The following is a 14,440-nucleotide window of genomic DNA, read 5'->3' on the forward strand; positions in this document are numbered from 1 at the left end:
GAGGCCCCCGCTGCTCCCGCCCCGGCCCAGGAGGCTCCGGCCCCGCAGGCCGAGGCCCCCGCCGAGCCGGCTCCGGCCGCCGCGCCCGCCGCTTCGGGTGGCGGCGCCACGGGCACCGACGTGACCCTGCCCGCCCTGGGCGAGTCGGTCACCGAGGGCACCGTGACCCGCTGGCTCAAGGAGGTCGGCGAGTCCGTCGAGGCCGACGAGCCGCTGCTCGAGGTCTCCACGGACAAGGTCGACACCGAGATCCCGTCGCCGGTCGCCGGTGTGCTGCTCGAGATCACGGTCGGTGAGGACGAGACCGCCGAGGTCGGCGCCAAGCTCGCCGTCATCGGTGCACCGGGTGCCGCCCCGGCCGCTGCCGCTCCGGCCGCGCCCGCCGCCCCGGCCGCCGCTCCGGCTGCTCCGGCCGCTCCGGCCCCGGCGCGCACTCCGGCTCCGGCGCCCGCCGCCCCGGCCCCGCAGGCCGCCGCCCCGGCTCCGGCCGCTCCGGCGCCCGCCGCCCCGGCTCAGCCGGCCGCCCCGGCCGCGCCCGCCGCCGCTCAGCCCGCGGACGACGGTGCGTACGTCACCCCGCTGGTGCGCAAGCTCGCCTCCGAGAACGGTGTCGACCTCGGCTCCGTCAAGGGCACCGGCGTCGGCGGCCGTATCCGCAAGCAGGACGTCATCGCCGCCGCCGAGGCCGCGAAGGCCGCGGCTCCGGCTCCGGCCGCTGCCGCCGCCGCTCCGGCTGCCGCTTCGAAGGCCCCGGCCGTCGAGGCGTCCGAGCTGCGCGGTCAGACCGTCAAGATGACCCGCATGCGCAAGGTCATCGGCGACAACATGATGAAGGCGCTGCACGGACAGGCTCAGCTGTCCTCCATGATCGAGGTGGATGTCACCAAGATCATGAAGCTGCGCGCCAAGGCCAAGGACTCCTTCGCCGCCCGTGAGGGCGTCAAGCTGTCCCCGATGCCGTTCTTCGTCAAGGCCGCGGCCCAGGCGCTGAAGGTCCACGCGGTCGTCAACGCCCGGATCAACGAGGACGAGGGCACGATCACGTACCACGACTCGGAGAACATCGGCATCGCCGTGGACTCCGAGAAGGGCCTGATGACCCCGGTCATCAAGGGTGCGGGCGACCTCAACCTGGCCGGCATCTCCAAGGCCACGGCCGAGCTCGCCAGCAAGGTCCGCGCGTCGAAGATCACCCCGGACGAGCTGTCCGGTGCGACCTTCACCATCTCCAACACCGGTTCGCGCGGCGCCCTGTTCGACACGATCATCGTGCCCCCGAACCAGGTCGGCATCCTCGGCATCGGCGCCACCGTCAAGCGCCCGGTGGTCATCAACCACCCGGACCTCGGCGAGACGATCGCGATCCGCGACATGGTCTACCTGACCCTGTCGTACGACCACCGTCTGGTGGACGGCGCGGACGCCGCCCGCTACCTGACCACGGTCAAGCAGATCCTCGAGGCCGGCGAGTTCGAGGTCGAGCTGGGTCTGTGACCCGGCTCGTGACCGGTCCTCGATCGGTCGCTGACCGGTCCCCGATCGGTCGCTGATCGGCTCATATCGGGTGCCGGCCGTGTAAGGCTCGTCACTCAGTGCCATCTGTGCCCCCGTCCGGAGGTTTCCGGGCGGGGGCACAGCCGTATTGTTTGGGGGTCGAGCCCGCGCACGCAGGGTTCGCGCCCTCGCAGAAGGAGCCACCGCATGACCGCGCCTGTCGTCCAATCGCTGCGCGAGCAGATCCGCGAGCACATCGTGGAGGGCATCGTGAGCGGTCGCTGGCAGCCCGGCGAGCGGATCGTGGAGCGCCGCATCGCCGTCGAGCTCGAGGTCAGCCAGACGCCCGTACGCGAGGCGCTGCGCGAGCTGGAGTCCCTGCGCCTGATCGAGTCGGCGCCCAACAAGGGCGTGCGGGTGCGGAATCTGTCCGCGGCCGATCTGGAGGAGTCCTATCCCGTACGAGCGGGTCTGGAACAGATCGCGGCGGAGCTGGCGGCGGAGAAGCTGGCCGCCGACTGCTCGGCGCTCTCGCCCCATGTCGAGGCGCTGTACGTGGCCGACCGCGAGGCGGACGGCACGGGCCAGGTCCGGCACACGGTCGCCTTCCACCGGGAGATGGTGCGTGCGGCGGGCAACTCGGTGCTGCTGCACACCTGGGAGGGCCTCGGGATCGAGGTCTTCACGGCGCTGTCGATCCGGTGGCTCGGGACCGTCCAGCAGTCGTACGCGGAGGAGCACCAGGCTCTGGTGGAGGCCTTCCAGAACCGGGATCCGGACATCGGGCTCCTGGTCAAGCAGCACGTGCTGGGCTGCGCTCCGGCTCCGGCGTCAGAGTAGGGGCCCCTGGGGCTGCGCTCCGGCTCGGGCTGCCGAGTGGGCCCTCTGCGGGGCCGTGCTCCGGCTCGGGCTTCCGAGTGGGCCCTCTGCAGGGCCGCGCTCCGGCTCGGGCTGCCGAGTGGTCCCCTTGCGGGGCCGCGCTCCGGCTCAGTCCTGTGAGCAGGCCCTCTGCGGGGCTGTGCTTCGGCTCGGGCCTCCCCTCGGCCGGGCCGCACTCCGGCTCAGGCGTCGGGGTTGGCCCTCTGCGGGGCCGCCCGCGGAGGGCGGGTTGCGGGCCTCGGCCCGCGGACGGGTGCGGGTCGGTGGCGCCTGCGGCGGGCTTCTCCCCCACCCCGCCCCTTCCCGAAACCGGGGAGCACGCCCCCCGGAGCCCCCTTCGTCGGGGACGGGGAAGGAGGGGCGGGGGCAGCGCGGGTGAGTGCAGCACGGGCGAGTGCAGCGCCGGCAAGGTCAGAGCAGGCGAGTGCAGCACGGGTGAGTGCAGCGCAGGCGAGCGCAACGCGGGCGAGCGCAGCACCGGCGAGTGCAGCGCAGGCAAGGTCAGAGCAAGCGAGTGCAGCACGGGTGAGTGCAGCGCAGGCGAGCGCAACGCGGGCGAGCGCAGCGCAGGCGAGTGGGGCGCGGGCGAGTGCAACAGGAGTGAGTGGGGCGCGGGAGGCGTCCGGATTCAGCGCTCCGTTCGCCCCAGCGCGGGGGCTCCGCCCCCTGCACCCCAGGTGGTTACTCAAGAACGATCCGCCCCCGGAGGGGGACTCGCCCAGCACCCCCCGGGTTACTCAAGGGCATCCGCCCCCAAGGGGGACTCACCCCTGCACCCCAGGTGGTTGCTCAAGAACGATCCGCCCCCGGAGGGGGACTCGCCCCCCGGGTTACTCAAGGGCATCCGCCCCCAAGGGGGCTCACCCCTGCACCCCCGGGTGGTTACTCAGGAGCGATCCCCCGGAGGGGGACTCGCCCAGCCCCCGGTTACTCAAGGGCATCCGGCCCCCGACGCGGACTCACCCCCGCCCCTCGTACCGACGAGGCCCGTCCAGCGCTTGGGAGCGCCCTTGAGGCGCCAGGGGGCGGGAAGGGAAAACCAACCCGCCCGCCGCAAGCGTGACCTGAACCGCGTCGCCAGCCCGCCGCGCTCGGCGAAAGCCCGGCCCACCTGCACCTGAGCCTCACCACGCAACGCTCAACTGCGCCCCCGCACACGCAAACTAGCGCCCCGTATGCCCGTTATGCCCGGCACCCTGTGCCCGTCAAGCTGACACCCCGTGCCGACTTCTCGTTATCGAGAAGTTTTTGCCTTCAACGCTTTGATCGATCATCGATCAGCGGCTTACTCTCGACGGCGGACTGCACACAGTCCCCGCCCTGTCCTGCCAGTCAGGGCCCATCAACACCCCGTCTCTCCTGACGCGCGACCGACCACCGGCCGATGCGGACAGGAGGAGATCCTGTCCGGAAGGCGGCGAACATGACCGACCCCGTAGGCAAGCTCCCGAGCCAGCTCGACCAGCTGCCGGACCGCGACCCGGAGGAGACCGCCGAGTGGGCGGCCTCCCTGGACGCGGTGAGCGAGCACGCCGGTGCGCACCGCGCCGAGTACCTGATGCGCCGCACCCTCCAGCACGCCGAGGAGGCGGGCCTCGCCCTCCCCCGTCTGCTGGAGACGGACTACGTCAACACCATCCCCACCTCCGCCGAGCCCGCCATCGAGGGCGACGAGGAGATGGAGCGCAAGATCACCGCGTGGAACCGCTGGAACGCGGCCGCGATGGTGACCCGGGGAAGCAAGTACGGCGTCGGCGGCCACATCGCGACCTTCGCGTCCGCGGCCTGGCTGTACGAGACCGGCTTCAACCACTTCTTCCGCGGCAAGGAGCAGGACGGCTCCGGCGACCAGATCTACGTCCAGGGCCACGCGTCGCCCGGCATCTACGCCCGCGCGTTCCTCGACGGACGGCTCAGCGAGTCGCACCTCGACCACTTCCGCCAGGAGGCCGGCGGCAAGGGCCTCCCCTCGTACCCGCACCCGCGGCGTCTGCCGTGGCTGTGGGAGTTCCCGACGGTCTCCATGGGTCTCGGCCCGCTCTCCGCGATCTACCAGGCGCGCTTCAACCGCTACCTGACCAACCGCGGCATCAAGGACGTCTCGCAGTCCCACGTGTGGGCGTTCCTCGGTGACGGCGAGATGGACGAGCCCGAGTCGACGGCGGCACTCGCACTGGCGAGCCGCGAGGGTCTGGACAACCTGACCTTCGTCATCAACTGCAACCTGCAGCGCCTCGACGGCCCGGTGCGTGCCAACTTCAAGATCGTGCAGGAGCTGGAGGCCCAGTTCCGCGGCGCCGGCTGGAACGTCGTGAAGTCCCTGTGGGGCAACGCCTGGGACGAGCTGTTCAAGCTCGACACCACCGGCGCCCTGGTCCGCCGCATCCGCGAGGTGCCGGACGCGCAGGTGCAGACGTACCAGACCCGCGACGCCGCGTACATCCGCGAGGACTTCTTCGGCAAGGACCCGGCGCTCGTCGAGATGGCGAAGCTGCTCTCCGACGACAAGATCCTCGAGTGCTTCCACCTGTCGCGCGGTGGCCACGAGCCGCGCAAGGTCTACGCCGCGTACAAGGCCGCGCTCGCCCACAAGGGCGCGCCGACCGTGATCCTGGCGCAGACCGTCAAGGGCTTCACCCTCGGTGAGGGCTTCGCGTCCAAGAACGCGAACCACCAGATGAAGAAGCTCACGAACGACGAGTTCAAGAACATGCGTGACCTTCTTGAGCTGCCGATCAGTGACGCGCAGTTCGTGGACGGCCAGGTGCCCTACGGCCACCCGGGCGCCGACTCCCCCGAGGTCCGCTACCTCCAGGAGCGTCGCGCCGCGCTCGGCGGTCCGGCCCCGACCCGTCGTATGCATGCGGTCGGTCCGCTGCCCGAGCAGGCGGAGAAGGCGTTCACGTCCTTCGACAAGGGTTCGGGCTCGCAGTCGGTCGCGACGACCATGGCGTTCGTGCGCCTGGTCAAGGACCTGATGCGGGACAAGAACACCGGCAAGCGCTGGGTGCCGATCGTCCCGGACGAGGCCCGTACCTTCGGTATGGAGTCGCTCTTCCCCTCGCTCGGCATCTACTCGCCCAAGGGCCAGACGTACGAGCCGGTCGACCGCGACCAGCTGATGTACTACCGCGAGGCCAAGGACGGCCAGATCCTCAACGAGGGGATCACCGAGGCCGGTTCGATGGCCGACTTCATCGCCGCGTCCACCGCGTACTCCACGCACGGCGAGACGATGATCCCGTTCTACATCTTCTACTCGATGTTCGGCTGGCAGCGCACGGCCGACCAGATGTGGCAGCTCGCCGACCAGCTCGGCAAGGGCTTCCTGATCGGCGCGACGGCCGGCCGCACCACCCTGACCGGTGAGGGCCTGCAGCACGCCGACGGCCACTCGCCGATGATCGCGGCCACCAACCCGGCGGCGCTCACCTACGACCCGGCGTTCGCGTACGAGGTCTCGGCGATCGTCAAGGACGGTCTGAAGAGGATGTACGGCGAGCAGCCGGAGGACGTCTTCTACTACCTGACCGTCTACAACGAGCCGATGCCGCAGCCCGCGAAGCCCTCGGGCGTCGACGAGGGCATCGTGCGCGGTCTGTACCGCTTCAACACCTCGGAGTCGGCCGGTCTGTCGGTCCCCGCGAACGCCCCGGGCATCCAGCTGCTCGGCGCCGGTACGGCCATCCACTGGACCCTCAAGGCCCAGAAGATGCTCGCCGAGGAGTGGGGCGTATCGGCCGACGTATGGTCCGCCACCTCGTGGACCGAGCTGCGCCGTGACGCCCTGGAGGCCGACGCGGCCATCCTGCGCGGCGAGGAGCGCACCCCGTACGTGCGCAAGGCGCTCGACGGCATCAGCACCCCGGTGCTCGCGGTCAGCGACTACATGCGCCAGGTCCCGGACCAGATCGCCCAGTGGGTCGAGCAGGACTACACCTCGCTCGGCGCCGACGGCTTCGGCCTCTCGGACACCCGCGACGCGGCCCGCCGCCACTTCGGCATCGACGCCGAGTCCATCGTGGTCGCCTCCCTGGCCCAGCTCGCCCGCCGCGGCGAGGTGCCGGCCTCGGCGGTCAAGGAAGCGCGGGAGCGTTACGGCCTCTGAGCCCTGCCCGCGGTCAACAGCGGTCCCCCGTCGCCTCGTTGCGGCGGGGGACCGCTGTCATGCGGGCGGACCCGGCACAATGCACCCCATGCGTGCCGCCCGCCTGATCAAGATGGTGCTTCTGCTCCAGTCCCGCCCGTCCATGACCGCCGCCGAGCTCGCGCGTGAGCTGGAGGTGTCCGAGCGGACGGTGACCCGGGACGCGCAGGCGCTCGCCGAGGCGGGGATCCCCGTGTACTCGGACCGGGGCCGGCTCGGCGGCTACCGGCTGATCGGTGGTTACCGGACGCGGCTGACGGGCCTGGCGCGCTCCGAGGCCGAGGCGCTGTTCCTGTCCGGAGTGCCGGGGGCGCTGCGGGAGATGGGTCTGGAGGACACCGCGTCGGCCGCCCGGCTCAAGGTGTCGGCGGCGCTGCTGCCCTCGCTCAGGGACGCCTCGCAGAGCGCGGCGCAACGTTTCCATCTGGACGCCCCCGGCTGGTACCACGAGCCGCAGACACCCGAGCTGCTGCCGGTGATCGCCGACGCGGTCTGGGGCGACCGGCCGCTCAAGGCCCGCTACGGACGCCAGGACACCGAGGTGGAACGGGAGTTGGAGCCGTACGGCCTCGTCCTGAAGGCAGGCGTCTGGTACCTGTGCGCCCGCGTGCCCGGCTCCGGCTTCCGGGTCTACCGGATCGACCGCTTCACCGAAGTCTCCGTCGTCGATGAGCACTTCGAACGGGACGAGGAGTTCGATCTGCCGGGATTCTGGGAGGAACGGGCGGTGCAGTTCGCCCGCTCGATCCTGCGGGCCGAGGTCCGTCTGCGCCTCTCCGAGTCCGGCGCCCGGCGGCTGCCGCACGTGACCGACAAGCAGGCGGCCGCCGAAGCACTGGCGGCCGCCGGTGAGCCGGACGGCTCGGGACGGGTGACGGTGACCCTCGCGGTCGAGTCGGCCGAGGTCGCGTACACCCAACTCGTCGTCCTGGGGCCGGAGGTGGAGATCCTGGCGCCGGCCGAGCTGCGGGAGCGGTTCATTGCGGGGGCGCGGGAGATGGTGCGGCTGTACGGGGGGAGCGGTGAGTGATGGCCGCTCCTCTGTACGGGATCAGCGATAGTCCTCCTCGCGCGGTGCCTCACCTCGCTGTTCGGCCGCCATGAACCCCCAAACGTCGGGCCGGCTGCCGTCCGTGTCCGTGACGCCGTACTCGCGGGCCAGCTCGCCGCTGGACAGCGACTTGCCGTTCCAGCGCGCACGCTCCGGGTCCGCCGTCAGAGCGGCGATGCCACGGCCGAGATACGTGGGCGACTCGGACAGCGCCCAGAGGTGCTGGTTCGCGATGCCGTCCTGCCAGGTCTCCTCGGTGAGCTTGAAGCCGTCGAGCATCTCCTCGGAGCGCAGGAATCCCGGGGTGACCGCGACCGCGCCGCAGCCGACCCGCTTCAGCTCCTCACCGAGGATGTACGCCATGCGGATCGGGCCGTTCTTGGCGAGGTCGTAGTAGAAGTTCTCGCGGAAGCCCCGGTTCGACTCGGCGGTCCCGTCGGTGACCTCGATGACCAGACCGCCCGGGCTCTTGATGAGCAGCGGCAGCGCGATGCTCGCCGTGATGATGTGGGTGCGCACCCCGAGATCGATCATCCTGAGTCCGCGGTCGAGGTCGACGTCCCACATCCTCGTATCGAAGTCGAGCAGGTTGTTGCCGCCCCAGACGTCGTTCACGAGGATGTCGAGCCGGCCCTGCTCGCGGTCGATCCGCTCGACGAGGGCACGGACCTGGTCGGCCTGGAGATGGTCGGTCGGCACGGCGACGCCCTCGCCGCCCGCCTCGGTGACGAGTTCGGCGGTCTGCTCGATGGTCTCGCCGGCCCGTCCGACCTCGCTCACCTGCGTACGGGTGGTGCGTCCGGTGACGTACACGGTCGCTCCGGCCCGCCCCAGCTCCACGGCGATCGCCCGGCCCGCGCCCCGGGTGGCTCCCGCGACGAGGGCGATCTTTCCGGTCAGCTCCTGCTCCGTTGTCTGCATACGCCGAGCCTGACAGCCAATCCGGACACCTTCTGTCCGACTTTCCCGGCACTTGCGCCGACGTGTGCCGGATAACAAGACCAGCACTCCGCGTGCGTCCCGTGGCGGCAGGGCCGATGCTTGACCCGTGATGGACGAGACGGAGTTCTGGGAGCTGATCGACACCACCCGCGAGGCCGCCGAGGGCGACCCCGAGGACCACGCAGAGCTGCTCGTGGAGCGGCTCCTTCAGCTCGATCCGGACTCCGTGCTCGACTTCGCCCGCCACTTCGAGGCGCGCTACAACCGGGCGTACCGCTGGGATCTGTGGGGCGCGGCCAGTGTGCTGCTCGACGGGGCCAGCGACGACGCCTTCGACTACTTCCGGTGCTGGCTGATCGGGCAGGGGCGTGAGGTGTTCGAGGGCGCGCTGCACGATCCGGACTCGCTGGCGGAGCTGCTCGACGCGTTCGACGAGGAGATCGACGGCGACGGCGAGGAGCTGGGGTACGCGGCGGACGAGGCGTACGAGCAGCTGACCGGTGTGGTCGCGCCGGACCTCGGCATCCCGGCGGCGCCCGCGGAGCCGGAGGGGACGCCGATCGACTTCGAGGACGACGCGGCTCTGGCGCGCTACTTCCCGCGGCTGTGGGAGCGGTTCGCGGAGGAGTGAGGGCCGGTCGACGGCCGCAACCTACTCCTGCGGTGGACGTCTCCGCGCCAGCACCAGCAGCGCCACATCGTCCCGGATCGCTTCCGCGAAGCCGCACACGTCCCGCCACACCGCCTCCGCCAGCGCCGCCTGGTCCTCCCCCGATGCCTCGGGCAGCTCGGGGAGCCGTGAGACCAGGGGGTAGTACGCCCCGGCCGCGTTCCGCGCCTCCGTCACACCGTCCGTGTGCACCAGCAACCGGTCGCCCGGCAGAAGCGTGAGGCTCAGCACGGGCGGCGCCGAGTAGGCGGCCAGATCGAGCCCCAGCGGCGCCCCGGGCAGTACGGGCAGTTCCTTCACCGAGCCGCCGCGGAGCAGCAGGGGCGCCGGATGTCCGCAGGACAGGATCCGCACCGAGGATCCCGTCGGCGGGAACTCAAGGAGCATCGCGGTCGCAAACAGTTCGCAGTGCGCCGCGTCCCCGGCGTCCGCGGAATCCACCACGAGCCGTCGGTCGAGCCGTGCGGCCACCCCGGCAAGGCCCGGTTCGTCGAGCACCGCCTCGCGGAACGCCCCGAGCAGCGCCGCGACCGTCCCCACGGCCGCGAGCCCGTGCCCCTGCACATCGGCCACCAACGCCCGTACGCCATGAGGGCCTTGGCGTACGTCGTAGAGATCGCCGCCGATGAGTGCCCCGCGCTGCGCCGCCCGGTAGAGCGCCGCGCACCGCACCGGACCCACCTGGGGCGCGAGCGGCGGCAGCACCGCCAGCTGCGCGGCCTCCGCCACCGTACGCACCGTCACGAGCTGGGCGTCGCGCCGGCTGCGCACCCACGCGATGATCACGCTGAGCAGCGCGACGAAGGTGACGGTGAGCGCGTCCCCGTTGCCGGGGTGCTCCCAGCGCAGGCCCGGCACCATGAGCAGCACGACCACCATCAGGCCGAACAGCGCGGTCGCGGCGGGGCCGTAGGCGAGAGCGGCGAGCGGAGGCGTGGCGGCGAGCAGGAAGCCCAGTTCGAAGTTGCTCGGGGTGGTCTCCTGCAGGACCACGAGGGCGACGATCAGGGCCAGGGGCAGCAGCCGCAGCCAGCGGGCGGGCTTCGGGCGCGCGCCGTCGAGACCGAAGGTCCCGTCCAGGTCCTCGGGCGCCGGCAGCAGGAGTTCGGCGAGCCCGCGCCGCCGGCCCGGGCGCGAAGCGGTCCCGGAGTCGGTGGCTGCTGCGCGGCGGATCACATCTGTCAGCCTTACCCGCGCGGCGGTCAGCCGCACCCGGGGCCCTGCCGGACGCCGGGTGGCCCGCCGTACAGTGGCCCGATGTCCTCGCCCCTCATACGCTCCGCCCGCCGCACCGACGAGGGCGCGCTAGCCCGGATCGACCACGACACCTGGTCGCCGCTGCATGCGGTGCAGCCGCGGCCGGAGCCGGACGCCCCCTTCTTCGACGCACGGCATGAGCCGGAGCAGTACCTGGTCGCGGAGGTGGACGGCGAGGTGGCCGGATACATACGGGTGGTGCCGCCCACACCGCTGCCCGCGAGCCTCCATGTGCGCCAGATCCAGGGAATCGCGGTCGCCGGCCGCGCCCGCGGCAAGGGCGTGGCCCGCGCGCTCATCCGGTCCGCGTGCGCCTGGGCCGCCGAGCGCGGCGCCCGGCGGATCACGCTGCGGGTCCTCGGACACAACGCTCCGGCCCGCCGTCTGTACGAGTCCGAGGGCTTCCAGGTCGAGGGCGTACTGCCCGGGGAGTTCCTGCTCGACGGCGAGTATGTCGACGATGTGCTGATGGGGCGGGCGCTCGGGGGGTGACGTGGGTCCGTCCGGGGTGGGGGCGGGGTGGAGGCTGGCCGGTCCGGGGGCGCGTGGCCTGGCCGCGTGCGGGCGGGGGTGCGTGGCCTGACCGCGTACGCGGCGGGTATGGGTGCGGCCCGGACCGATCCGGGGCGGGTGTGGGTTCGGCTCGACCGCGTACGGGGCGAGTATCTGATGCGGTCCGAACGGATCCGGGGCGGGTGTGGGTTCGGCTCGACCGCGTACGCGGCGGGTATGGGATGCGGCCCGAACGGATCCGGGGCGGGTGTGGGGCGTGGCCTGACGGGCGTCCAGTGGGCAGGATGGGCGCATGACCCAGCCGTTGCAGCTCCGTATCGCCGTGGCCGGCGCCTCCGGCCTCATCGGCACGGCCCTGACCCGCTCGCTCGAGGCCGACGGCCATGAGGTGGTACGTCTGGTCCGCAGACCGGCCCGTACCGCGAACGAGGCCGAATGGGACCCCAAGCGCCAGTACGTGCATGCGGCGGGCCTGGCCGGTTGCAGTGCCGTGGTCAATCTGGCCGGTGCGGGCGTCGGCGACCGCCGCTGGACCGCCGCGTACAAGAAGGAGCTCCGCGACAGCCGCGTCCTGGGCACCGCCGCCCTCGCGGAGGCGATCGCGGCGCTCGACGAACCGCCGCGGGTCTTCGTGAACGGCAGCGCCATCGGCTATTACGGCGATACGGGTCAGCATGCCGTCGACGAGAACGCGCCCGCGGGCGAGGGTTTCCTGCCGTCCATGTGCGTGGCCTGGGAGGAGGCCGCGGGGGCGGCGGTGGAGGCCGGGATCCGTACGGTCTTCGCGCGCAGCGGCCTGGTGGTGGCGCGCAAGGGCGGGGCGTGGGGCCGGATGTTCCCGCTGTTCAAGGCCGGGCTCGGCGGGCGTCTGGGCGACGGACGCCAGTACTGGAGCTTCATCGCCCTGCACGACGAGGTCGCCGCGCTGCGCCATCTGATCGACACGGAGGAACTGTCGGGTCCGGTGAACCTGACGGCCCCCGAACCGGTCACCAACCGCGAGGTCACCGCGGCGATGGGCCGCGCCCTGCACCGACCGACCCTGTTCACGGCCCCGGCCCCGGCGCTGCGGATCGTCCTGGGCGAGATGGCCTCCGACGTGCTGTGCAGCCAACGGGTGCTGCCGGCCCGGCTGTTGGACTCGGGTTTCACGTTTGCGTTCCCGACGATCGGTGAGGCTGTGGGGGCGGCGCTGCGTTAGCGGGAGGCGTCGCGGCGGCAGAAGGCCCTGCGGGCAGGGGGCGTCGCGGCCTGGGGGCGGCGAGCCGACGGGCGGCGACACAGCCTGGGGCGCCGCGCCGACGGGTGGCGCAGGACCTGGGGGCGTTGCGCCGACAGGTGGCACCAGGGCCTGGGGGCGTCGCGCCGACAAGTGGCGCCATGTCCGAGGCACTCCGTGCCGTCGAGGGCGCACAGCTGCGTGGCCCCATGCGACCACGCTCTGCCCGCGCGCGACTACAACCCGAAGCCGAGCCCGCCTACCCTTCGAGCCGAACTCGGGTATCCCCGCCCCGAGTCGGGGGCATGAGGTCCCCGCGGCCACTCAACTCCGGGAGGCACACGTGCTGGAGCCCACGCACCATGCCGACGTCATCATCGTGGGGGCCGGAGCAGCCGGCCTCTCGGCGGCCCTGCAGCTGACCGGCGCAGGCGTGAGCACCCTCGTACTCGAAGCGGCCCCGGACGTCGGCGGACGCATGGCGACCGAGCAGGTCGACGGCTTCCGGCTCGACCGGATCGGACAGCTCCTCTCCACCTCGTATCCGGAACTGCGCCGCACACCGGGCCTCGACGCACTCGAACTGCGCCCCTTCTCCCCGGGTGTGCTCGTGCACAACGAGGGCCGTCTGCAACGCAGTTGGGAGCCGAGGACCACACTGCGGACCGGCCCGCCCACCGGCCGGAGCGCGAGGGGCGCACTCACTGCGGCGCGCGCCCTGGCGAGCGCCCCCCGGGTCCGTTCCCGCGCGGCGCGGACGCCGCTCGGCGGTCCGCTCGACCAGGCGCGGCTCGGCGCGGCGTTCACCCGCCACGCCGCCACCCCGGTGGACCGTGTGCTGGCCCGCCCCGAACTCCCGGCGCTCGACGCCCTGTTGTCCCGTGGTCTGCCGAACCGCACGGTGGAAACGTTCCTGCGCCCCCTGCTCTCCGCACTGCTCTGCGATCCCGAACTCACCACGTCGAGCCACTGCGCCGACCTGGCTCTGCGCGGTTACGCGCGCGGCCGCCTCTGCGTCCCGGCCGGCGGCGCCCAGACACTGCCGCGCCTGCTCGCGTCCGCGCTGCCGCCCGGCACGGTCCGTACAGGCGTGAAGGCGGTCGACATATCGACGACCTCGGTCCGCACCGCCGGCCACGGTGAGTTCACCTGCCGCGGCGTCGTTCTGGCCACCGGCGCGCGCCAGGCCGCCGAGCTGCTCCCCGGCCTGCGGATGCCGGAGTTCCACCCGGTGACGGTCCTGCACCACACGGCGCCGCACGCCCCCCTCGCGGAGCCGGCCCTGATCCTGGACGCCGACCGCTCCGGGCCGGTCGCGCACACCGCGGTGCTCAGCGAGGTCGACCCCTCGCGCGCCCCCGCGGGCCGCCCGCTGATCACCTCGGTGGTGCTCGGTCCGCCGCCCCCGCAGACCGAGGTCCGCGCCCACCTCGCCCGGCTCTACGGCACGTCCACCACCGGTTGGGAGCTGCTCGCCGTCCACCACGACCCCGAAGCGGTCCCCACCATGCCCGCCCCGCACGACCTACGCCGCCCGGTGCGCCTCCTGTCCGGCCTGTACGCCTGCGGCGACCACCGCGACACGAGCACGGTCCAGGGCGCCCTCTTCTCGGGCCGCCGCGCGGCGCATGCGGTGCTGCGGGATTTGGGGGTCCAGGCGGTGGGTGTGGAGGAGGGTGCGTTGGTGGCGGCTTGAGGGGTGCGGTTCGGTTGGGTGCGGTTCGGTTGGCGCCGCGTCGGTGGGGGTGCGGTCTCGTTGCCGGGTGCGGTCTCGCTGCCGGGTGCGGGTGGGTGGCGCCTGCGGCGGGCATCTTTTCCCCTACCCGCCCCTTCCCGAAACTGGGGCTGCGCCCCAGACCCCGGATCCGAACTTCGTTCGGATGTCCTCAAACGCCGGACGGGCTGGGTGATTGCCGCAGTCGTGCGGCGGCGGGAGGGGGTGGGGTGGGGTGGGGAAGGGTAGGCGGGTTCGTTGACCGACCGGGGCCTGGCGGGGGCTCCGCCCCCTGCACCCCCGGTGCGCGGACGAAGCGGATGGTGCCGACGTACAGGGCGAAGCCCCCACCGGCCGGCAGTCGCGTGACGGCGGAAGGGGACGGGGTGGGGTGCATTGTCATTCGGGCACTCCCGACGTTGGCGGCGTCCCTTCGCGGGAACGGTGCCATTGCCCGAATGAGCAAGCACCCCACCCCCGCCCCCACCCACGACGAAACCGCACGCGCAAACCAACCGGCCGAAAGCCCCACACGAAACCCCCCACGAAACCCC

The 14,440-nt window shown here is 72.3% G+C and carries 10 protein-coding genes; 8 read left to right on the top strand and 2 right to left on the bottom strand.

Annotated features, from left to right (window positions below; all coding sequences use genetic code 11):
- The 4 genes from sucB to ABT367_RS36700 all read left to right on the top strand — a co-directional run.
- The coding region (sucB, locus tag ABT367_RS36685) for a 2-oxoglutarate dehydrogenase, E2 component, dihydrolipoamide succinyltransferase (RefSeq protein ID WP_352257676.1) at nt 1–1,494 on the top strand (1,494 nt) is incomplete at its 5' end.
- Nucleotides 1,495–1,701: 207 nt separating this feature from the next.
- On the top strand, nt 1,702–2,334 hold the full coding sequence (locus ABT367_RS36690) for a GntR family transcriptional regulator (protein WP_352257678.1): 633 nt from the start codon (nt 1,702–1,704) through the stop codon (nt 2,332–2,334).
- A gap of 1,462 nt (nt 2,335–3,796) precedes the next feature.
- Entirely contained in the window at nt 3,797–6,481 is a 2,685-nt protein-coding gene (aceE, locus tag ABT367_RS36695) for a pyruvate dehydrogenase (acetyl-transferring), homodimeric type (protein WP_352257680.1), read from the top strand.
- Nucleotides 6,482–6,569: 88 nt separating this feature from the next.
- Nucleotides 6,570–7,550: a helix-turn-helix transcriptional regulator gene (locus ABT367_RS36700; protein ID WP_352257681.1), complete on the top strand. Its 981-nt coding sequence runs from the start codon at nt 6,570–6,572 to the stop codon at nt 7,548–7,550.
- Between the two features lie 21 nt (nt 7,551–7,571).
- Here the strand turns inward: ABT367_RS36700 and ABT367_RS36705 are convergent, their stop codons facing one another.
- Entirely contained in the window at nt 7,572–8,492 is a 921-nt protein-coding gene (locus tag ABT367_RS36705; RefSeq protein ID WP_352257683.1) for an SDR family oxidoreductase, read from the bottom strand.
- A gap of 130 nt (nt 8,493–8,622) precedes the next feature.
- Between ABT367_RS36705 and ABT367_RS36710 the strand changes: the two genes are divergently transcribed.
- The gene (locus tag ABT367_RS36710; protein ID WP_352257691.1) at nt 8,623–9,144 is read left to right on the top strand and encodes a DUF4240 domain-containing protein; all 522 of its coding nucleotides are present in this window, start codon (nt 8,623–8,625) and stop codon (nt 9,142–9,144) included.
- Between the two features lie 21 nt (nt 9,145–9,165).
- Here ABT367_RS36710 and ABT367_RS36715 read toward each other — a convergent pair whose 3' ends face one another.
- Nucleotides 9,166–10,263, bottom strand: coding sequence for a PP2C family protein-serine/threonine phosphatase (locus ABT367_RS36715; RefSeq protein WP_434975622.1), 1,098 nt, complete (start codon nt 10,261–10,263; stop codon nt 9,166–9,168).
- Between the two features lie 177 nt (nt 10,264–10,440).
- On the opposite strand from ABT367_RS36715, the gene ABT367_RS36720 reads away from it, so the two are divergent.
- The 3 genes from ABT367_RS36720 (at nt 10,441) to ABT367_RS36730 (ending at nt 13,868) form a co-directional block, all read left to right on the top strand.
- A complete protein-coding gene (locus ABT367_RS36720) occupies nt 10,441–10,932 on the top strand; it encodes a GNAT family N-acetyltransferase (protein ID WP_352257686.1) in 492 nt (163 codons plus the stop codon).
- A gap of 313 nt (nt 10,933–11,245) precedes the next feature.
- Nucleotides 11,246–12,154: a TIGR01777 family oxidoreductase gene (locus ABT367_RS36725; protein WP_352257687.1), complete on the top strand. Its 909-nt coding sequence runs from the start codon at nt 11,246–11,248 to the stop codon at nt 12,152–12,154.
- A 361-nt stretch (nt 12,155–12,515) separates the two neighbouring features.
- Nucleotides 12,516–13,868, top strand: a complete 1,353-nt coding sequence (locus ABT367_RS36730; protein ID WP_352257689.1) for an NAD(P)/FAD-dependent oxidoreductase — start codon at nt 12,516–12,518, stop codon at nt 13,866–13,868.
- Nucleotides 13,869–14,440: the final 572 nt, after the last annotated feature.

Origin of the sequence: Streptomyces mesophilus, assembly GCF_040300965.1 — a bacterium.
GTDB lineage: Bacteria > Actinomycetota > Actinomycetes > Streptomycetales > Streptomycetaceae > Streptomyces > Streptomyces mesophilus_A.

Coding starts and splice junctions, on each gene's coding strand:
- ABT367_RS36720 (WP_352257686.1), top strand. CDS start 10,441: ATGTCCTCGCCCCTCATACGCTCCGCCCGCCGCACCGACGAGGGCGCG.
- ABT367_RS36690 (WP_352257678.1), top strand. CDS start 1,702: ATGACCGCGCCTGTCGTCCAATCGCTGCGCGAGCAGATCCGCGAGCAC.
- ABT367_RS36710 (WP_352257691.1), top strand. CDS start 8,623: ATGGACGAGACGGAGTTCTGGGAGCTGATCGACACCACCCGCGAGGCC.
- ABT367_RS36705 (WP_352257683.1), bottom strand. CDS start 8,492: ATGCAGACAACGGAGCAGGAGCTGACCGGAAAGATCGCCCTCGTCGCG.
- ABT367_RS36725 (WP_352257687.1), top strand. CDS start 11,246: ATGACCCAGCCGTTGCAGCTCCGTATCGCCGTGGCCGGCGCCTCCGGC.
- aceE (WP_352257680.1), top strand. CDS start 3,797: ATGACCGACCCCGTAGGCAAGCTCCCGAGCCAGCTCGACCAGCTGCCG.
- ABT367_RS36700 (WP_352257681.1), top strand. CDS start 6,570: ATGCGTGCCGCCCGCCTGATCAAGATGGTGCTTCTGCTCCAGTCCCGC.